Origin of the sequence: Amycolatopsis sp. H20-H5, from assembly GCF_035828755.1 — a bacterium.
GTDB lineage: Bacteria > Actinomycetota > Actinomycetes > Mycobacteriales > Pseudonocardiaceae > Amycolatopsis.
Map to the genome: position 1 here is coordinate 125,680 of NZ_JAYMZS010000014.1, position 19,443 is coordinate 145,122.

The 19,443-nt window shown below is 67.7% G+C and carries 20 protein-coding genes and 3 pseudogenes; 14 read left to right on the top strand and 9 right to left on the bottom strand.

Annotated features, from left to right (window positions below; all coding sequences use genetic code 11):
* Positions 1-29: 29 nt before the first annotated feature.
* The 3 genes and pseudogenes from QMK34_RS11245 to QMK34_RS11255 all read right to left on the bottom strand — a co-directional run.
* Positions 30-908, bottom strand: a pseudogene (locus QMK34_RS11245) (IS630 family transposase); the annotation flags it as partial.
* 3 nt (positions 909-911) lie between these two features.
* The gene (locus QMK34_RS11250; protein WP_326413683.1) at positions 912-1,478 is read right to left on the bottom strand and encodes a dihydrofolate reductase family protein; all 567 of its coding nucleotides are present in this window, start codon (positions 1,476-1,478) and stop codon (positions 912-914) included.
* 290 nt (positions 1,479-1,768) lie between these two features.
* The gene (locus tag QMK34_RS11255) at positions 1,769-2,314 is read right to left on the bottom strand and encodes a DoxX family membrane protein (RefSeq protein WP_326413684.1); all 546 of its coding nucleotides are present in this window, start codon (positions 2,312-2,314) and stop codon (positions 1,769-1,771) included.
* A 295-nt stretch (positions 2,315-2,609) separates the two neighbouring features.
* Here QMK34_RS11255 and fadE16 point away from each other — a divergent pair, with 295 nt between their 5' ends.
* The 4 genes from fadE16 to QMK34_RS11275 all read left to right on the top strand — a co-directional run bounded on the left by fadE16 (position 2,610) and on the right by QMK34_RS11275 (position 6,499).
* Positions 2,610-3,737 (top strand): Rv1679 family acyl-CoA dehydrogenase, encoded by a 1,128-nt coding sequence (fadE16, locus tag QMK34_RS11260; RefSeq protein WP_326413685.1) that lies wholly within the window; start codon positions 2,610-2,612, stop codon positions 3,735-3,737.
* A gap of 24 nt (positions 3,738-3,761) precedes the next feature.
* Positions 3,762-4,574: an Rv1680 family SBP-like protein gene (locus QMK34_RS11265; RefSeq protein WP_326413686.1), complete on the top strand. Its 813-nt coding sequence runs from the start codon at positions 3,762-3,764 to the stop codon at positions 4,572-4,574.
* A complete protein-coding gene (locus QMK34_RS11270; protein WP_442785132.1) occupies positions 4,568-5,572 on the top strand; it encodes an Rv1681 family radical SAM protein in 1,005 nt (334 codons plus the stop codon). Before QMK34_RS11265 ends, QMK34_RS11270 begins: the two co-directional genes overlap by 7 nt.
* A 144-nt stretch (positions 5,573-5,716) precedes the next feature.
* Positions 5,717-6,499 carry a nucleoside phosphorylase gene (locus QMK34_RS11275; RefSeq protein ID WP_326413688.1) on the top strand — a complete coding sequence of 261 codons (783 nt, stop codon included), beginning with the start codon at positions 5,717-5,719 and terminating at the stop codon, positions 6,497-6,499.
* A gap of 200 nt (positions 6,500-6,699) precedes the next feature.
* Here the strand turns inward: QMK34_RS11275 and QMK34_RS11280 are convergent, their stop codons facing one another.
* Positions 6,700-7,359: a hypothetical protein gene (locus tag QMK34_RS11280; protein WP_326413689.1), complete on the bottom strand. Its 660-nt coding sequence runs from the start codon at positions 7,357-7,359 to the stop codon at positions 6,700-6,702.
* Here QMK34_RS11280 and QMK34_RS11285 point away from each other — a divergent pair.
* The 7 genes from QMK34_RS11285 (at position 7,352) to QMK34_RS11315 (ending at position 14,107) form a co-directional block, all read left to right on the top strand.
* A complete protein-coding gene (locus QMK34_RS11285; RefSeq protein WP_326413690.1) occupies positions 7,352-8,044 on the top strand; it encodes a hypothetical protein in 693 nt (230 codons plus the stop codon). The two genes, QMK34_RS11280 and QMK34_RS11285, sit on opposite strands and share 8 nt — an antisense overlap.
* A gap of 888 nt (positions 8,045-8,932) precedes the next feature.
* Entirely contained in the window at positions 8,933-10,264 is a 1,332-nt protein-coding gene (locus QMK34_RS11290; RefSeq protein WP_326413691.1) for an ATP-binding protein, read from the top strand.
* Positions 10,261-10,680 carry a roadblock/LC7 domain-containing protein gene (locus tag QMK34_RS11295; protein ID WP_326413692.1) on the top strand — a complete coding sequence of 140 codons (420 nt, stop codon included), beginning with the start codon at positions 10,261-10,263 and terminating at the stop codon, positions 10,678-10,680. The genes QMK34_RS11290 and QMK34_RS11295 overlap by 4 nt, the downstream gene beginning before the upstream one ends.
* Positions 10,677-11,030 carry a DUF742 domain-containing protein gene (locus QMK34_RS11300; protein WP_326413693.1) on the top strand — a complete coding sequence of 118 codons (354 nt, stop codon included), beginning with the start codon at positions 10,677-10,679 and terminating at the stop codon, positions 11,028-11,030. The genes QMK34_RS11295 and QMK34_RS11300 overlap by 4 nt, the downstream gene beginning before the upstream one ends.
* Positions 11,008-11,607, top strand: coding sequence for a GTP-binding protein (locus QMK34_RS11305; protein WP_326413694.1), 600 nt, complete (start codon positions 11,008-11,010; stop codon positions 11,605-11,607). Before QMK34_RS11300 ends, QMK34_RS11305 begins: the two co-directional genes overlap by 23 nt.
* A complete protein-coding gene (locus QMK34_RS11310; protein ID WP_326413695.1) occupies positions 11,604-13,019 on the top strand; it encodes a cytochrome P450 in 1,416 nt (471 codons plus the stop codon). Before QMK34_RS11305 ends, QMK34_RS11310 begins: the two co-directional genes overlap by 4 nt.
* Positions 13,001-14,107 carry a cytochrome P450 family protein gene (locus QMK34_RS11315; protein WP_326413707.1) on the top strand — a complete coding sequence of 369 codons (1,107 nt, stop codon included), beginning with the start codon at positions 13,001-13,003 and terminating at the stop codon, positions 14,105-14,107. Before QMK34_RS11310 ends, QMK34_RS11315 begins: the two co-directional genes overlap by 19 nt.
* A 366-nt stretch (positions 14,108-14,473) precedes the next feature.
* Here the strand turns inward: QMK34_RS11315 and QMK34_RS11320 are convergent, their stop codons facing one another.
* The 5 genes and pseudogenes from QMK34_RS11320 to QMK34_RS11340 all read right to left on the bottom strand — a co-directional run bounded on the left by QMK34_RS11320 (position 14,474) and on the right by QMK34_RS11340 (position 17,407).
* The gene (locus QMK34_RS11320) at positions 14,474-15,694 is read right to left on the bottom strand and encodes an ISL3 family transposase (RefSeq protein ID WP_326413696.1); all 1,221 of its coding nucleotides are present in this window, start codon (positions 15,692-15,694) and stop codon (positions 14,474-14,476) included.
* 15 nt (positions 15,695-15,709) lie between these two features.
* Positions 15,710-15,880, bottom strand: coding sequence for a transposase family protein (locus QMK34_RS11325; protein ID WP_326413697.1), 171 nt, complete (start codon positions 15,878-15,880; stop codon positions 15,710-15,712).
* Between the two features lie 137 nt (positions 15,881-16,017).
* A pseudogene (locus QMK34_RS11330) lies at positions 16,018-16,374 on the bottom strand (error-prone DNA polymerase); the annotation flags it as partial.
* Entirely contained in the window at positions 16,347-16,832 is a 486-nt protein-coding gene (locus QMK34_RS11335; RefSeq protein WP_326413708.1) for an FAD-dependent monooxygenase, read from the bottom strand. The pseudogene QMK34_RS11330 and the gene QMK34_RS11335, both read right to left, overlap by 28 nt.
* A gap of 122 nt (positions 16,833-16,954) precedes the next feature.
* On the bottom strand, positions 16,955-17,407 hold the full coding sequence (locus QMK34_RS11340) for an FAD-dependent monooxygenase (RefSeq protein WP_326413698.1): 453 nt from the start codon (positions 17,405-17,407) through the stop codon (positions 16,955-16,957).
* A gap of 98 nt (positions 17,408-17,505) precedes the next feature.
* Between QMK34_RS11340 and QMK34_RS11345 the strand changes: the two genes are divergently transcribed.
* From QMK34_RS11345 to QMK34_RS11355, 3 genes and pseudogenes are all read left to right on the top strand, one after another.
* Entirely contained in the window at positions 17,506-18,105 is a 600-nt protein-coding gene (locus tag QMK34_RS11345; RefSeq protein WP_326413699.1) for a TetR/AcrR family transcriptional regulator, read from the top strand.
* A gap of 455 nt (positions 18,106-18,560) precedes the next feature.
* Positions 18,561-19,136, top strand: coding sequence for an RNA polymerase sigma factor (locus QMK34_RS11350; RefSeq protein WP_326413700.1), 576 nt, complete (start codon positions 18,561-18,563; stop codon positions 19,134-19,136).
* A pseudogene (locus QMK34_RS11355) lies at positions 19,129-19,443 on the top strand (hypothetical protein); the annotation flags it as partial. The gene QMK34_RS11350 and the pseudogene QMK34_RS11355, both read left to right, overlap by 8 nt.

The following is a 19,443-nucleotide window of genomic DNA, read 5'->3' on the forward strand; positions in this document are numbered from 1 at the left end:
GCGTGGCGCAGCACTACTGCTACTCTCGTCTAGTGTGCCGAGTTAGAATTTCGCGCCGCAAGTATCTTGGTGCAATAGTTGGCGAGGTTGTCGAGGATCTCGTCTGCGGTTTTGGTCCACATGAAGGGTTTCGGGTTGTCGTTCCACGCCTCGATCCATGCTTCCACGTCGGCCTCGAGTTCTGTGACGCTGTGATGGGTGCTGCGGCGGAGTTTGCGGGTGGTCAACTCGCCGAACCATCGTTCGACGAGGCTCAACCAGGACCCGCTGGTGGGGGTGAAGTGCAGATGGAAGCGGGGGTGGGCGGCCAGCCATTCCTGGATCTGCGGGGTTTTGTGGGTGGCGTAGTTGTCGCAGATCAGGTGCAGGTCCAGCTCGGCGGGAGTGTTTTTGTCGATGGTCTTGAGGAACCGGAGGAACTCCTGGTGGCGGTGCCGTCGCTGGTGCTGGCCGATGATCTTGCCGGTGGCGATGTCCAGGGCGGCGAACAGGCTGGTGGTGCCGTGGCGGATGTAGTCGTGGGTCGTGCGGCCCGGCACGCCGGGCATCATGGGCAGTATCGGGGCGGTGCGATCCAGTGCCCGCATCTGGGATTTCTGGTCCACGCACAGCACCAGCGCCTTCTCCGGCGGGGCAAGATAGAGCCCGACGACGTCACGCACCTTCTCGATGAACAGTGGATCGGTCGACAGCTTCCAGGTGTCCACCAGATGCGGTTTGAGGCCGAACGCACGCCAGATCCGGGAAACCGCGGTCTGCGACATGCCTGTGGCCCTGGCCATCCCCCGGGTCGACCAGTGCGTGTCACCAGCGGCGGGCTTTTCTTCCAGCGTTGTCACGATCACCTCCTCGACCTGCTCGTCGGTGACCGTCCGCGGAGCGCCCGGCCGCGGTTCATCCGACAGACCCGCTCAGCGCCTCGTCTCGTACCTGGTCAGGACCACGCCGCCGGGAAACGTCCGCGTCTCCACCAGGTTCACGTTCACCCAGCTGTCCCGAGCGGTGAAGAACGGCGTGCCGCCGCCGACCAGGACTGGATATGTGGCCAGCACGTACTCGTCGATCAGCCCAGCCCGCATCGCCGCCCCAGCTAGCGTCGCACCCCCGATCTCCATCGGGCCGCCGTCCCCGGCCTTCAGCCGAGTGATCTCGGCGACCGCGTCCCTGGTGACCAGGCGGGTGTTCCAGTCGACCTTGTCGAGCGTCGAGGAGAACACCACCTTCGGTGTGTCCCGCCAGTTGCGTGCGAACTCGATCTCCGCCGGGGTCGCGTTGGGCTGCTCATCGCCGGTCGGCCAGTAGGAGCTCATCGTCTCCCACAGCTTGCGCCCGTACAGCGACATGCTGTTGCCCAGCTCCTGGTCGAGCCACCACTGGAACAGCTCGTCGCTCGGCGGTCCGCTCCAGCCGATGTCGTCGCCAGCCGCGGCGATGTAGCCGTCCAGGGTCAGGTTCATGCCGTAGATCAGTTTCCGCATGGCCCAACCTTCCATCCGTGGGTGTCCGGTGTATAGACCAGCGCGGCGCGGGAAACTCAGCCCAGGGGCGGCCGGCCCGCCGACTAGCGGCACTCCTACAGCAGAACGAGCACGGCGCCCGGACACCGCAATACCTGCGCAATATGTTTCAGGAGTTGCGGATCGAAGCCGTCAAGACCGGAGACATCCGGGAGGACGTTGCCGCCCGAAGACTTGCTTCTGGCTGACTGTATTCCCTCACAGCAGCCGCCCTCCCTGCAATCCCAGGTGACGTCATCCGCCGTGGGTGATCAGAACGGCCAGTGGTGACCGAAGCGGGGTGCCAGCACGCGGTCGGCGCCGAGCACACGCCCAGCGGGGACGATGGCGAGCAGCAGCAGCGGGAACAGGTCCTCCGCGGGGTACTGCCACAGGTAGAGGCCGGTGTGCAGCAGCATCAGCCAGATCGGTCCGATGAGCAGCAGACCGCCCACTGCCGCGAGCCGGGAGGCAACGCCGAACAGCAGCCCGAGACCGATTGCGAGCTCGGCGATGGTGAGGAAGGTGCCGAAGAAGCCCCAGTGGGGCAGCACCACGTCACGGTAGAAAGCACCGAGTGGCTTGATGTAGGTCTTGGCTGACGCGTCGGTGGCAATGCTTTGGGCCACCCCCCGGTTGATAAGGTTGAACGAGATGAAGCCCCAGTCGTAGGTGCTCTTGTCGATGAGCTTGGCCAGGCCGTTGCTGAACCAGACCAGGCCGGTGAAGATCCGCAATGCGGTGAGCGCGCGGGCCATGACGCGGTGGGTGCCCGCCGCCCCGACAGCCTGCTCAGTGGTGTTGACGGTGTCGGGCATCGCTTCTCCAGCCTCTCCTGGCGGTGATCACGAGGAACGCACGGGGTGGAGGCCCACCGTAGTCGTGCCTGCGGGCCGCGCGCAGTCTGCGAGCTGTCGTTCTGCGAACCGTAAGCACTGCCACGACCGAGTCACGACGTCACGGGTCCTGCTTCATGTTGGCGCGCTCGGCCGTTCTGAAGCCGACGTCGACTCTTTCGAGTGACTTACCGGTCGGGTTGCCGTCTAGCGGCCACTCCGTCAGCGGGCCATAATTCTCAGTCGGTGGTTCTGTCGCTTGGGAGAGGATGCGCTGGTGGACGTCGACAACTGGTTGGCCCCTGTTCTGAAGATCGCGGGCAAGCACGCACGCGAGGTCGATGTCGAAGGCCGATTTCCCGCAGAGGCCGTGACCGCGCTGCGCGAGAGCGGGCTGCTCGGACTGACCCTGCCGGTCGAGGTCGGCGGCCTCGGCGCCGGTCCACACGAACTGGTGACCGTCGTCAGTGGACTGGCGTCGGCGTGCGGGTCGACCGCGATGATCTACCTGATGCACATCAGCGCGGCCATGCCACTCGCGGCCGCGCCACCGGTGGGATTGCCGAAATTGCTCGCTCAGCTGGCCGACGGCAGCGTCCTCGCCTCCCTCGCGTTGTCCGAGGCCGGGTCTCGATCGCACTTCTGGGCGCCGGTGTCCCACGCGAGCCGCGACGGCGAGCACGTGTCGATCACGGCGCGCAAGAGCTGGGTGACCTCCGCGGGGCACGCCGATATGTACGTCGCCTCGACGCTATCCGCGGACTCCGATTCCGACGACGGCGCGGTCGACCTGTTCGCCCTTCCCGCCGGCACCCCAGGGCTGGAGATCGCGGGTCCGTGGCGCGGCATGGGGCTGCGGGGCAACGCCTCGGCGCCGATGACGATCGACGCGCGGGTACCCGAGGGGCACCGGCTCGGCAACGCCGGCGGCGGCTTCGACCTGATGCTGCAAACCGTCATGCCGTGGTTCAACTTAGGCAACTCCGCGGTCTCGGTCGGCCTGTCCCGGGCGGCTGTCGAGGCTGCCATCAGCCACACCAGCGCGGCGCGCCTGGAGCACCTCGACCAGAGCCTGTCGGCGCTGCCGACAATCCGGGCCCAGCTGGCGAAGATGTCGATCGACCTCGCGACCACGACCGCGTATCTGACCGAGACGGCGGGCCGCCTGATCGAGCCGCAGGACGACACCATGCTGCATGTGCTGGGTGTCAAAGCGGCCGCCAATGACGCGGCGCTGCGGATCACCGACGCGGCCATGCGGGTTTGCGGGGGCGCGGCGTTCTCCGAGCAGCTGAGCGTCGACCGGTACTTCCGCGACGCCAGGGCCGGTCACGTGATGGCCCCGACCGCTGACGTGCTCTACGACTTCTACGGCAAGGCCATCACCAACCAGCCGCTGTTCTGATCAAGCCGTGAGGAGCAACAGAACGTGAACAAGCCGCTGATCATCGGTTCGGTCGCCTACACCCCCGCCGTGATCACCATCTGGGAAGGCATCCGGGAGTACTTCTCCGACAGCGCGATCGACATGGACTTCGTGCTGTTCTCCAACTACGGCCGTCAGGTCGACGCGCTGCTCGCCGGGCACGTCGACATCGCCTGGAACACCAACCTGGCGTGGGTGCGCACCGTCCTGCAGACCGACGGGCAGTGCCGGGCGCTGGCCCAGCGCGACACCGACACCGTCTTTCAGACACTTTTTGTCGCCCGCGCGGGCAGCGCGCTGACCGGACTCGAGAGTGTGCGAGGACGACGGCTCGCGCTGGGATCGCAGGACTCGGCGCAGGCCGCGATCCTGCCGGTGCACTACCTGCGTGAGGCCGGGCTCGGCGAGGGTGACGTCGAACTGCTGCGGATCAACACCGATGTCGGTAAGCACGGGGACACCGGGCGCAGCGAACTGGACGCACTGCGCGCGGTCATGGACGACAAGGCCGACGCCGCGGCGCTGGGGATCAACACCTGGGAGGCGATCGGCCGCGACGAGCTGATGCCCGGCGCGTTCGAGGTCTTCTGGCAATCGCCCACGTATTCCCACTGCAACTTCACCGCGCTGCCCACGCTGTCCGACGAGCGCGCGCAGCCCTGGGTGGACCATCTGCTCGCGATGGACTTCGACAACCCGGCGCACCGCCCGATCTTGGAGATGGAGGGCCTGCGCCAGTGGGTTCTGCCCCAGCTCGACGGGTACGCCTCGTTGTTCGAGGCGGTGAAGGAACAGGGGGTCTCCCCGCGATGGTGAATCCCGCGCTGATCCTGGATCTGGTGGAACACACGAGCCGGCTCCTGCTCGGCCAGACCGTCACCGTTTCCCTCGGCGGCACCGACCAGGAGCAGAACGGCGAGTTGGTCGCGGGGTGGTGCGCGCGGACCGGCAACGAACTGGTGGAGCTGCGCGACGGCGTCGCGATGGTGCGGCGCGGTCGACGCCCCGATCCCTTCGCCGACCTCGCGCCCGACCAGCTGCCGGGCACCCGGCTGTGGATCTACACCAACTTCGACTGCAACCTGGCGTGCGACTACTGTTGTGTGCGGTCCTCACCGCAGACCGCCCGCCGCGCGCTGGGCGCCGATCGCGTCCGCCAACTCGCGACCGAGGCCGTCGAAGCAGGGGTCAGTGAACTCATTCTCACCGGAGGCGAGCCGTTTCTGCTACCGGACCTCGACGACTTGGTCGCGTCGTGCACGACAGCGCTGCCCACCACCCTGCTCACCAACGCGATGCTGTTTCGGGGCCGACGTCTGGACATGCTGCGGCGGATGGACCGCGAACGGCTCACCCTGCAGGTGAGCTTGGATTCCGCCACACCAGAACTGCACGACCGGCATCGCGGGACCGGGTCCTGGCAACGGGCGGTCACCGGCGTACGGACGGCACAGGCCGAGGGCTTCCGGGTCAGAGTGGCGGCGACACTGGAACCGGACAGGATCATCGACCTGGCGCCGTTCCGGTCCTTCCTCGACGATCTCGGCATCGACCGCGAGGATCAGGTGATCCGGGCGCTGGCCCACCGCGGCGCCGCTGACTCCGGACTGGAGCTGACCATGGAGTCCCTGATCCCCGAGGTCACGATCACCGCCGACGGTGTGTACTGGCATCCCGTCAGCGCCGAGGACGACGACCAACTCGTCACCCGGACGCTATTCCCACTACGCGACGCCATCGAAGAAACCCGGCGTCTGTTCATCCTGCACCGAACCCGCGCTGACGCCGCCGCCCAATGGTTCCCCTGCGCCTAACCATCCGTCACCGGTAGACCGCCATCGCGTCGCCTTCCCGCAACCCCGGTGCCAGTCCCCAGCAACATCTGGCGACACAACGGACGAACGTCCCATGGTCCGTGGCCACGACGGTTGTGATGGGATACGGGTGTGAACCGTGGCTTGTCCGACCTTCCCCTGTTGGCGGCCAAGGACTACACGGCTCCGTCGCTGTTCGAGCCTGCCAACCTGCTGCGCGAGGCACGGCGCCAGAAGAACCTTCCCGACACCGCGGTCCCTGCGGTCGGCCTGCTCGACCCCGACGGGGACATCGTGCGTTACCTCGCCACCAGCGGCCGTGGCGAACGCCACCCAGGATGGGCCTGCTACCACACCGAGATGTGGACCGTGGACCTTGACGGCGTCGACATCGGGGTCGTCGGCATGGCGGTCGGTGCGCCCTTCGCTGTCCTGGTCGCCGAGCAGCTCGCGGCCTCCGGTGCCAACCTAGTCATCAGTATCACCTCCGCCGGCCAGATCGCCCCGATCGAGCGCCTCCCATGCTTCGTGCTCATCGACCGAGCGCTGCGCGACGAAGGCACCAGCGTCCACTACCTGCCTCCAGCCCGCTGGAGCAGCCTCGACGACGAGATCGGGAGCAGGCTGGCCGGGGCGCTGGACCAGCTGACGGAGCCGGTCCTGACCGGCGCGGCCTGGACCACCGACGCGCCCTACCGCGAAACCGCGGCCGCCATCGCCGCCGCGCGGGCGGAAGGCATCACGTGCGTCGACATGGAGGCCGCCGCACTCTACGCCTACGCCTCGGCCCGCAGACGCGCCGTCGTATGCCTGGCCCACATCACCAACACGATGGCCACCGACGGCGACGACTTCAACAAAGGCGACCACAACGGGGTCCACGAGGCTCTCACGATCGTCCGGGCCGTGGCTCTCGCGCTCCGTTGACAGTGATGGCAGCGATCCGTTTCGTAGGAGCTCCCGGTGGACACCAGCCGTCGGCACTCGGTAGTGCTGAGTGCACTGCCGTCGGCGAGCGCGACCGCGCGACGATGTCGCTCCTCTCACCGCTCACCTCTGGATTGCGAGATCCGACCACGCCCCAGCCAATCCGTCGTCCACAGCCAACGGGCCTGTCCGGACGATTGTCACGCCTTCTCGTGGGGTTCGGTGATGATGTCGCGGGCAGCTTCCGGCGCGATGATGCCTCGTCGGATGTCGCCTGGGCTGCGTTCGACGCGATGGAGGTTCTTCCGCGTGCTGGAGCTGAGTTGCCAGGGCACGCTGGTGACCATGACGCCCGGCTCAAACAGTAGGCGGCCTTTGAGGCGTAGCGCGCTCTGGTTGTGCAGGACGTTTTCCCACCAGTGTCCGACGACATATTCGGGGATGTAGACGCAAATCACATCACGGGGGCCGTTGCGGTGGATGTTCTTGACGTATTTTACGACGGGCCGGGTGATTTCGCGGAATGGTGATTCAATCACCATCAGCGGTGCGTTGACGGAGAACTGTTCCCACTCCTGTTGCAGCGCGCGGGTGTCGTGGTCGTCGACATTGACGGTGATCGCGGTCAGCGTGTCAGGCCGGGTGGCGCGGGCGAACGCGATGGCGCGCAGGGTGGGTTTGTGCAGGGTGGACGCGAGGACCAGGGCGTGGACCCGGCTGGGCAGGATGGCGCTGTCGGTGTCGGGGCGGAGTTCTTCGCGGATACGGCTGTAGTGGCGGTGGATGGCGCGCATCATGGTGAACAGCACCGGGATCGCGATGACGACCAGGTACGCGCCGTGGGTGAACTTAGTGATCACGTTCGGCAGTCCCCGATCCTGGCCCGAGCCGGCCCAGGCTACGACCACCGATACCAGCCGGTATGGCACCGCGGTGGCTCGTTCCTGGGATCGGTTGCATCCCCGCCTGACCCACCGTGGCGGTTGGGCCGGCCATGACGGTGATCTGCCGATTCTGGAGGGCACGGTGATCCGGCTGCAGGTCGATCATGTGCCCGGCGATGGGGCACCGAAACCGTTGTGGCTGTGGTACTCCGGTACCGGAGCCGACGCCGCGGTGGTGAACCGGCTGTGGCAGATTTTCCTGCGTCGTTTCGACCTGGAGCACACGTTCCGGTTCCTCAAACAGACCCTCGGCTGGACGAAACCCCGCCTGCGGACACCGCAAGCAGCTGATATGTGGACCTGGCTGCTCATCGCCGCCCACACCCAACTGCGGCTGGCACGGCATCTCGTCGAAGACCTGCGCCGGCCGTGGGAAAGAACCCCCGCCGAACCCGCTCGGCTGACGCCGGTCCGGGTCCGGCGGGGGTTTCGCAACACCTGCCCGACCGGCGGGTCACCCGCCGGTGCGCCGAAACTCTCCAGGCCTGGCCCAGGACGCCCGGCCGAATCACGAAACGCCCACCGAGCCCCACGACACGACCCCGGTAGAACCCCTAAAGCAGACATAACGACCAAGAGCAAGAAGAAACCAACAGGTTAAACAACAAGCTGAGAGTTGTGCGGTGCCTGCCGCGATTCGTTCGCGTCTGTGCTCATGCGTTCGGTGTGCCCACTGCGGCTGCCGAGATCCTGCACCACCGCCGTGTTACGCCACTCGATCGGCTTTGTCCCGGTTTGCGCAGATGTGACCGCACTTGCCGAACACTGACCGGCCTCACAGCAGCGAACGCCGCACCGATGATCGCCACCGTAGGCGGCAGGTGTTCGCCGCCGCTCGTCGACATCCCGATCGTCGCCGGCCAGCCACGTGCCTGCTTCCTCGGATACACGGGTTCTACGTCGGCAAAGGTCCTACTGCCGGCTTGTGGCCTCAAGTGTTGTTGAGGTCAACCCGCCGGGCGCGAATGGTCTCAGTGTGGGCGACGGGACGGGCCCTCCTCGAGGTCACTCGCACCGGTATCCATCCGCGGGGGTGACATTTGATCATTGACCGGTCCAATTTGGTTCACTGTGGACAGGGTTCGACCGGTGCGGCGGGCCGTCCGGCACCTGCGTGATCCCCGCGCCGTGGCCGGAAATTTGGCTTTCGGTCTGGACAGCGCCGGGGGCTTGACCGATATCATTCGCCGGATGACGCGATTTCGATCACCCGACGGCGGGCCCGGTGGCTAGCTTGACGCTCCGCGAGTGACGAATGCGCGGGTGTGGTCGCCGATAGGCGGACTGGGGGATACAGGTTTCACGTCAGCGATCTCGGTGGCTCAGTGACGTCTGCGACCTTATGGTCTCCGGGTTCGCGCGTCCCACGGGGAGTTTGGTACGTGGGTCACCCGGTCGGCGGTGCCGCCATGACGCCTCGGCGGTATAGAGCCGGGTGCCGGCCGCTACCCCGTTCCCTCTCGAGCACGAGGATGTGATGGATTTTCCCATGTTGACCGTGGTGGCCTCCGTACTGCTGGTAGCGGTCCTGGTGTTGGTGGTCCTGCTGGTGCGCCAGCGCGGCGTGGACGCCAGGGCGCGGGCGCGCTGCGCCGAACTGGAGACTCTTCTTCACGCGCGCGACGAAGAGGACCGGCATCTGGTGCGGTCCAGGCTGCCGGCCGTGGTGGAGTCGCTGACCGACACCTCGGTGTCGGTGCCGGGCCCGCTGGATGGCAGGGCCGGTGATCCGCACGGCTCGGTGCTCTCCCTCTTCGCCTGGCACCTGCAGCAGACCAGGGCCGCCGCCGCGCAGGTCGCGACCGCGACGCTCAAGACGGTGATGCGCACGGTCCAGAACCTGGCCAACGAGCAGCAGGTGGTGATCTCGGCGGCCGAGCAGCACCACGACGATCCCGACGTGCTCGCCGATCTGCTGAAGATCGACCACGCGAACTCGCAGCTGGCGCGGCGCGCGCAGGCTACCGCGGTGTTGTGCGGATCGTGGCCGGGACAGCAGCGTTCGGCGTCCACCCTGACCGATATGGCGCGCGGCGCGGCCTCCCGTATCCGCGACTTCCCCCGGGTGGTGATCCCCGCGCCCTCGGACGCCGCGGTGGTCAGCCGGGCGGTCGAGCCGGTGGTGCTCGCGGTCGCGGAGCTGCTGGACAACGGCGCCCGGCACTCGCAGCCGGGTTCGACGGTCGAGGTCAACTTCCAGCAGGCGCACAATGGGCTGGCCATCGTCATCGACGACGCCGGGGTCGGCATGACGGTGGAGGCAGTACAGCGCGCGACCTGGCTGCTGTCCGGGCACGGCGGGCAGGACATCGCCGGGCTCGGTGACCCGCCCCGGATCGGCTTCGCCGTCGTCGGCGTGCTCGCCGCCCGGTACGGCTTCACGGTTTCGGTCGACACGCGATCGCCTTACGGCGGTGTCCGGGCCGTGGTGTTCCTGCCCAGCGAGCTGCTCACCCGGGTCGACGCACCGGCGGCCGCGGCGCTTCGGGCACCCGAGTCGCCACAGTCTGCGGTGACACCGGAACCGGCGACCGCGACCCCTGTCCCGGCCCCGATACGGGAACCGGCACCTGCACCGGCCGCCGACGTGGTGAGCCGGACCGAGCACGGGCTGCCTCGCCGCAGCCGCCGCACCGCGCTGACCGAGTTCACCGCACCGCTGTCGCCGGTACCGCGGTCATCGCGGCCGGTCGAGACTTCGGTGTCGCCGGCAGTGCCGGCCTCGCCATCCCTGGCCACGCTCGCGGCGTGGCAGCGCGGCACCCAGGCCGGCCGCCGGGCCGCGCCCCCCACCGCCGAATTTGAAAGGGACACCCCGTGACCGACCCGTCCAACAAACTTGGCTGGATGCTCGACGACGCGCTGCAGATGCCCGAGACGCTGTCCGCGGTGCTGCTCTCGGCCGACGGGCTGCTGATCGCGCATTCGCAGCGCATCAACCGCGACGACGCCGAACGAATCGCGGCCGGCATGTCCGGGCTGCAGTCACTCGCCCGCACGACGGCGGAGTTCTGCGGGGAGACCGCCGAGGGCTGGCGGCAGACGCTGACCGAGTTCGCCGGTGGCTACGTCTTCCTCGTCGCGGCCGGGCAAGGCGCGTACCTCGCGGTGTCGGCCACCATCCAGGTCGACATGGAGGGCGTGTCCTCGCGGCTGCAGCAACTGGTCCAGCGGCTCGGCCAGGAACTGACCGCACCGGCCAGGTTCGCCCAGCAAGGTCACGGCAGTCCGGCGTGACCCAGCGGCGGGGGGAACGGGCGCTGGTCCGCCCGCACGTAGTGACCGGCGGGCGTGCGCACCCGACGCGGAACACCTTCGACCTGGCCACCGTGGTGGTCGCCACCCGCTCCCCGGTAGCCGGGCTGAGCCCGGAGAAGCGCCGGGTGCTGGAGCTCTGCCGGGGCGGCGCGCTGGCAGTCGCCGAGGTCGCCGCCTACCTGCGGCTGCCGGTCAGCGTCACCAAGGTGCTGCTGTCCGATCTCGCCGACACCGGCCACATCACCGCCCGCGCCGCGGTCCCCCAGGCCGACCGGCCCGACCTCCAGCTACTGCAGAAGGTGCTTGATGGCCTCCGTGCTCTCATCTGACACTCACTACCTGCCGAACACCGTCCGCACCTCGGTGAAGATCCTGGTGGCCGGTCCGTTCGCGGTGGGCAAGACGACCTTCGTCGGCACCCTCTCCGAGATCCGGCCGCTGTGCACCGAGGAAACCATGACGCAGGCCGGCGCGTTCGTCGACAACCTTTCCGGGGTGCCGGAGAAGAACACCACCACCGTCGCGATGGACTTCGGCAGGCTGACCCTGAACCCCGAATTGGTGCTCTACCTGTTCGGCGCGCCGGGGCAGCAGCGGTTCACCCAGATGTGGAAAGACCTCGCTCACGGCGCGCTCGGCGCGCTGGTGCTGGTCGATCCCCGGCGGCTGGAGCAGTCTTTCGATGTGATGGGCCTGCTCGAAGAACTCGCCATGCCGTACGCGGTGGCCGTCAACCATTTCGACGGCGCGCCAAGATTTCCCGAGCCGGAACTGCGCGAAGCGCTCGACCTGCTCCCGCAGACGCGCCTGGTCACCTGCGACGCGCGCGATCGCACGTCCTCGGCCAAGGCGTTGATCGCCCTCGTCGATCACCTCTTCGACCACACTCGTCAGGAGCACAAGTGACCTCAGCGTCCACCGGCCCGATTCCCCCGTCCGGTTGCCCAGCGCACGAGGGCAGGGAACTGTTGTACGGCCCGGAATTCGCCGCCGACCCCGGCGCGGTCTACACGCGGATGCGCGAACGGCACGGTTCGATCGCGCCGGTCGAACTCGCTCCCGGCGTCCCGGCGAACCTCGTGTTCGGCTACGCGGCTTCGCTGGAAGTGCTGCGCGAACCGAGTACCTTCCCCCGCGACCCCCGCCGCTGGCAAGAGCGGCAGCAGCCGGACAACCCGGTGCTGCCGATGATGGGCTACCGGCCGAACTGCCTGTTCACCGACGGCGCGGTGCACGCGAGGCTGCGCAGCGCGGTCACGAACAGCCTCAGCCGCGTCGACCCGCACATGCTCCGCGACTATGTGGAAAACACCGCCCGTGATCTGATCGGCCGGTTCTCCCACCGCGGGTCCGCGGACCTGCTCGGCGAGTACGCCACCTCGGTCTCGCTCGGCGTGTTCAACCACCTGTTCGGTTGCCCACCCGAGCTGGGGGAGCGGCTGCTGAACGCGATGCGCGGGATCTTCGACATGGACGACCCGGCGAAGGCCAACGCGGAACTGGGCCAGAGCATGGCCGAGCTGGTCGCGCTCAAGCGCGGCAGCCCTGGGGCGGACCTGCCGTCCTGGATGGCTGCCCACCCCGCGCGGCTGACCGACGAGGAACTGCTGCACCAGCTGATCCTGATGATGGGCGCGGGTACCGAACCCCAGCAGAACCTGATCGCCAACGGCGTCCGGCTACTGCTCGCCGACGACCGCTTCGCCGGTGACCTCGCCGGGGGCAGCATGCCGGTGGAGGAGGCGCTGGAGGAAATCCTCTGGACCGACCCGCCGATAGCCAACTACTCGGCCAGCTACCCGTGGAACGACCTGGACTTCCTCGGCGCGCGGCTGCCGGCGGACCAGCCGCTGGTGATCGGCTACGCCGCCGCGAACACCGATCCCGCGCTGGCGGGTTCCCACCGCAGCGGCAATCGCGCGCATCTCGCCTGGGGCGCGGGGGTACACACCTGCCCGGCGCAGCTGCCGGCCAGGATCATCGCCTCCGCGGCCATCGAGACCCTGCTCGACGCGCTGCCCGACCTGCGCTTGGCGGTCCCCGCCGAGCGGCTGGTGTGGCGGCAGGGCCCGTTCCACCGCGCACTGACCGCGTTGCCCGTCAATTTCACCCCGGTCGTCGCACCCACAGCCGCCGCACCTCCCGCAGCACCCGTCCCGACCACCACGCAGTCAGGAGAACGCCGATGGACCACTCCACCAGCCCTGTCGTCCTCGACCCCGCCGGCCGAGACATCCACGGCGAGGGAGAGCGGCTCCGCCAACGCGGTCCCGCGACGCTGGTGGAACTCCCTGGCCAGGTGGTGGCGTGGTCGGTAACCAGCCCTGACCTGCTCAAGCGGCTGCTGAGCGATCCGAGGGTGTCGAAGGACCCGTCGCGACACTGGCCCGCCTACCGGGACGGCGAGATCCCGGCGGACTGGCCGCTCAGCATTTGGGTGTCGGTGAAGAACATGTTCACCGCTTACGGTGGCGAGCACCGGCGGCTGCGTGCCTTGGTGTCCACGGCTTTCACGCCGCGTACCACGCAGAACCTGCGGCCACAGGTGGAAAAGATCACCGCCGACCTGCTCGACGGGGTCGCCGCCGAGCCGGGCAATGTGGACCTGCGGGAGAGCTTCGCCTATCCGCTGCCGATCGAGGTGATCTGCCAGCTGTTCGGTATCCCCGACGCCGTGCGTCCCGGGCTGAAACAGGCGGTCGACGGGGTGTTCAACACCGCCGCGACCCCGCAAGAGGCCGCGGCCAACGGCATGGAGCTGTACCGCATCCTCGGTGAGCTTGTCGCCGAAAAGCGGGCCGACCCGGGGGAGGACCTCGCCAGCCTGCTCATCGCCTCGCGGGACGAGTACGGTTCCCGGCTCGAAGAAGTGGAACTGGTCGACACCCTGATCCTGGTGATCTCCGCCGGTCACGAGACCACGGTCAACCTGCTCGACCACGCGATCACCGCGCTGCTCACCCATCCCGAGCAGCTGCGGCTCGTGCTCGACGGGCACCGCACCTGGACCGACGTGATCGACGAAACCCTGCGCTGGCAGGCGCCGGTGGCGCATCTGCCGCTGCGCTACGCCGTCGAGGACATCGAACTCGACGGTGTGCGGATCCGCGAGGGCGACGCGATTCTCGCCTCCTACGCCGCGGCCGGGCGGGATCGCGCGCACCATGGCGACGAAGCCGACAGCTTCGATATCACCCGCGCGGACAAGGCCAGCCTGGCGTTCGGGCACGGCGTGCACTACTGCCTCGGCGCCCCGCTCGCGCGGCTCGAAGCCGAGATCGCGCTGCCCGCGTTATTCGCGAGGTTCCCCGACCTCGCCCTCGCGGTGCCGCTGGCGGAACTGGAACCCGTCGCGTCGTTCATCTCCAACGGGCACCGCACGCTGCCGGTCACCTTCACGCCCTGACCCGCCGCGTCATGCTCACGGGTTCGGCGAGTGTCATGACCACTTGGTCATGGCACTCGCCGAACCGACAGTTCCGTGGTGATGCGCGCGAGCCGAACGGCCTGGTCAGCCGGAGCAACTCTTGACGATCCCGCGCCGACGACGTGACCGGCCGCGTCATTGTGAATGCTCACGTAATTCGGTTCTGGCACTGGAAAAGTGACGTGGTGACTACGCGTAATTTCAGGTCCGGTTGAGGATGCGGCAGCGGAGCAGGTCGAGCTTCGCTCGGCCGAACATGGTCCTTTTGAGCATTTTGATCCTATTTACCTGCCCCTCAACGGGTCCTGAGTTCCAGTGCAGGGTCAACCCCGCGGTAACCGCCTCCTAATCACGCCGAAGCCCGATGACCAGCGAGCGCAGGGCAGGGAGGTCGCTTGTCTCGATCGAGCACATCCAGTTTTCCAGAAGGTCGCCGCGTAGCTTGCACATCATCGTTGCGAACTCACGGACGTACTCCGCTGTGGCGTTGAGTTCGGGACAGCGGGCCAGGATCTCCCTGAGCCGCAACGCATCTTCGGCATCGAGGTTGTCGGGCTTCGTCATCATCCACCGGACCACCTGTCGTGGTTTGGGCGGTGGCGGGGCCGACGGTGGCGCGGTGAGCGTGGCGCGGAACGGATGTACGTAGCGGCGCACGGCCTGCACGCTGCCGCGCCAGCCCAATGCTTGGAGCTCGGTGTGCAAGCGGGCAGCCTCGGTACAGCCCTCGTTCCATCGTTGGTTGAGATACGGCTTGTAGCGATCGAGTTTGCTGGTCCGGTTCACCGCTTTGACCAGCAACTCCTCAACACTGGTAGCGCGGGCGAAACGGCGCACCGTCGAAGGGTCTAGCGTCAGCTCGCGGCCGATCGCGCCCAGCGAATACCCTTGGGCCAGCAGCGACTGAACGTCGCTGTAACGCTGACGGGTCCGCACCACCAGTGGACGTTCTCGCCCACAAACATCGAGAACCCCATCCGGCTCGACAGGCAACATCTCTGACACCGCAGACGACGCACTATCGTCACCACCGTCAGGTACAGGTTCTGATTGTCGCAGGCAGCCGTGGTGGGCGACGACTGTTTTCTCCACGGCCTGACCGAGGTTCGCCCACAGGTGATAACGGTCGGCGACCTGGATCGCCTCAGGCGCGCCCAAGCGCGCCCCCTCGGCATAGGCGCCCGCGCGGTCACGGCAGATGATCTCCACGCCGGGATGGCTCACCAGCCACGCCGCGAGCGTGGCCGCCTCTCGGTCCGCCAAGACATCGATCGGCTGGCGGGTTTCCATATCCAGCAAGATGGTCGAGTACACGTGCCCACGACGCAAGGCGAAATCGTCCACCCCGAGGACCCGCGGCGCGGTGACCTGCGGCTCCGGTAAAGCCCGCACCAGCCGTAGCAACGTCGATCGCGACGTCGCGATCGCCATACCCGAGGCCAATCGAGCACCCGCGCGACCCGCCAGCGCCAGCCCGATCGAAGTCAGCACCTGCGACAACAGTGAACTCCGCCGGCGACGCCGCGCGGCCAACCCTTCCACCTGCTCGACGAACGTCCGACGCACACAGTCCCCGTTACGTCAGAGGAACCGCCGGACTCGCAACATGATCCGCACCGGCCGGCCACCTGCGGGCATGTCGGCGAGTTGCCGCTGGTAGCGGCTGTGCACGGCGACCGAAATCGAGGCACAGTCCGGGCACGCAGCGCTCGCCCCGCGCGGCCGTGCGCTGATCAGGAGTGTGCCGTCCATGACCTCGACCTGATCAACAACAACCCCGGCTAGATGCGGGAACACGGCCTGGAACAGCTTGGTATCAAACACAAAAGACCATGATCACCAGCGACGATCACCAACCGTAACTGGGTCACGCTTCCCGTGCCAGAACCGCGGCGGGCGTCGGCAACCAGCGACTGCGGGGAGTAGAAGCCCATCGGCTGAGCGCGCAGCAGCCCGGCGCAGAACGCCGCCGGGTAGTAGCGCTTGAACCACGCCGACGCGTAGACCAGCAAGGCGAAGCTCATGGAGTGCGCTTCCGGAAATCCGTACGTAGAAAAGGCCCTGACCTGCTCAAACACCGTTTCAGCGAGTTTGCCGTAGATACCGTTCGCGACGGCACCAGTAAAGAACCGCTCCCGCAGGCGTTCCATCTTCGCCGCGGACCGTTTCGAGCCCATCGCGCGCCGGAGCTGGTCTGCTTCGCCCGGACCGAACCCGGTCACAGACACCGCAAGTTGTAAAACTTCGCCGTGATCGGGGCGCGCAGGTCCTGGTAGCGCCGCAGGGCGGCCGGGATGTCGGCGTCGGGAGCCTGAGCGAGGTCGGTGGCCAGTGCGGCGGCGTCCTGTTTCGCCTGGTTGGCACCCTGGCCGAGCATCGGTGCCATCGGGTGCGCGGCGTCGCCGAGCAGGGTGACGCGGTCGGTGCTCCACCGTGGGGTGGGGGCGCGGTCGTAGACGGGATTCGCCCGGACCGGGACTGTGCCGCCCCGGATGGCCCGGATGATCCGCGGGTCGAAATGCGCGAAATTGCCGACCAGGTCTTCGGTGGCGATCTCGGAGTTCCACAGGTCGTCCGGCGGGGTGTCCTGGAAGATCACGCTGTCGATGGCCAGGTCGGCGCCTCCGCGCAGGGGCAGGGTCAGGATGTTGAGGCCGTCCCCCCGCCAGAGCCGCAGCCGGTCGTTGGGCAGGTCCTCGGGCATGATCGTCGCCGGTGCGAGGCCGCGGCACACCACGAGACCGACGAAGTTCAGCGGCGTCCGGTCGATGAGCGGGCGCACGGTGGAGCGCAGCCCGTCCGCTCCCACAAGGGTTCGCGCCGTGACTACGGTGCCGTTGGTGAAGCTCGCCCCCGCGTGCGTGCCCTCGTCGGTGACTGACTCGATCCGGTGGCCCAGGTGGATGTTCGAGGCCGGGATCTTGCTGATGAGCAGGTCGTGCAGGTCCGCCCGGTGGACCGAGTACGCCCACGGCGGCTCGTCGTCTTCGACATTCGCGGGGCGGCCCGCCACCCGTTCCCCACCGGGGTACGGACCTCGATCTCGTCGAAGCGGACGGCGACGTCCAGGAAGGCGTCACCCAGCCTCCACTGCTTCAGCAGCGAAACGGTCGGTTCCCGGATCACCACGGCTCCGCCGACCTCCGCGAGTTTCGCGGTCTGCTCGAACAGGTGGACGTCGATCCCCGCTTCGTGCAGCGCCGCGGCGGCGGCGGTACCGCCGATTCCGGCGCCGATGATCGCCACGTCCAGGTGGGTCGCGTTCGTGTCGGTCGTCATTCTTGTCCCCTTCGGGTATTTATCGAGACGGTGTCGTCTCGATAGCCTCAAGGCGTGCCGTACCAGAACGAGACGGTTTCGTTCAGTTAGGAGTTCTGGTGGCCCTTCCCCGGGAGAGTGAGACCGGCAGGCGTTCGCGCATCTCGCCGGAGCGGGAGGCCGAGTTGTACGCCGCCGTGGTCGAGCTGCTGCGGGAAGTGGGCTATGAGGCGATGACCATGGACGCGGTGGCCGCGCGCACCCGCTGCGGCAAGGCGACGCTCTACCGGCAGTGGCGGGGGAAACCGCAACTGGTGGCCAGTGCGTTGCGGCAGCAGAAGGCGTCGGTGCTCGACAACGTCGACACGGGGTCGCTGCGCGGGGACCTGCACGAGCTGGTCCGGCGGCTGTCCGTGGACGCGGTCGCCATCACCGAGACCCTGGTCGCCCTCGCGCACGCCATCGGTGGCGATCGCGACCTGCACCAGGCCCTGCTGCAGTCGATCGTGGCCCCGGAGAACGAACTGATGACCACGGTGCTGGGGCGCGCGGTGGCGAGAGGCGAGATGCCGGTGAACGCGCCCGCGGCGGCTCTCCTGCCGCAGTTGATGATCGGGGCGCTCGTCGCGCTGCCGGTCACGCAGGGACGGGTCGCGGACCTCGACTACCTGACGACGTTCGTAGACGTGATCGTGCTCCCGGCGCTGGTCGCGCGCTGAAGTCCGCTTCTGGCTCACGCCCCGCTCTCGCTGCCGAAGCCGTTCGATCATGGTCATGCCGGCTACGACGCGACTCCGTTCGCGGACGGGCTGAACATGGGAGGTGAGCGGCCCCTGCTGCACGTGGATCCTGGCAGTTCTCGCAAGCGGATCGGGATCTCGATGGCCCTGAAGGCCACCATGACGGCGTCTAACGCCGTCATGGTGGCCTTCAGGGACTTGGCCGATCAACCCGGCGTCGACCCGGCCGCACTGCGGGAATCTGCGACCGGCCGGCACCCGAATTCACCGAGGCACGGTGGCTTCTACCAGGCACAACCACGCCTGGTGAACAGGTCCGGACCGGTGGTAAGGGTCCCTGGGCCGTCGTGTCGCGTGGCTGGGGTGAACACTTCCGGCGGCTCGTGCGAATATCCGATGTGACTAGGGCCGAGCAGTACGCCGCGGCAAGCGGGGTGGACGCCGATGATCGACCGGACTTGTGCGGGGACGACCTTCAGACGATCTTCCAGAGCTTGTTCGACAAACATGCCCGGGACGTGCGCCGATATTTGGCCAGCCGCGCCGGGCCGACAGTAGCCGATGATCTGGTCAGTGACACGTTCCTGATCGCGTTGCAGCGACGGGCCAGCTACGACCCGGCACGGGCCAGCGCCCGCGCCTGGTTGTTCGGCATCGCCACCAACCTGCTGCGCCAGCACGCCAGGGCCGAAAACCGGTACCTGCGGATGACCGCCGACGACCACCGCACACGGGTCACCCAAGGTCATGCCGACCGGGTGGCCGACCGGGTCGACGCACAGGTCAGGGTCCGGGAACTGGCCGCTGCGCTGGCCGATCTCTCCCCGGGGCATCGGGACGTGTTGTTGCTGGCCAGCTGGGGAGAGCTGGATGCCAGTGAAATCGCCGCGGTACTCGATATTCCCGCGGGCACTGTCCGTTCCCGGCTGCACCGGGCCAGACAGCTACTCCGAGCCCAAGCAACACCCAAGGCATTAGGCAGTCTGGAAGGAGAGCGTACCGATGACTGAGGACAACATCCGTCACTTGTGGACGAACGACGAGCTGGACGAGGCGCTGAACTCGCTGCGCGCCGAGGAGTTCACCGGCCAGCAGCCACTGGCCGCCGCCAACAACGCCCTGCTGAACGCAGTGCGCTCCATCGAAGAAAAGGACACTCCGGTGCCTGAACCCACCCCACTGACCGAGTTCAAGGGAAAGCCGGTGTCCCCCACCGGGCGGCGCTGGTGGATCAGTGCGGCCGCCGCGGCGGTGGTCATCGCCGTCGGTGGCACCGCGGCGATCACCGGAGCCGACCATGGCGACCCCTCGGCCCAG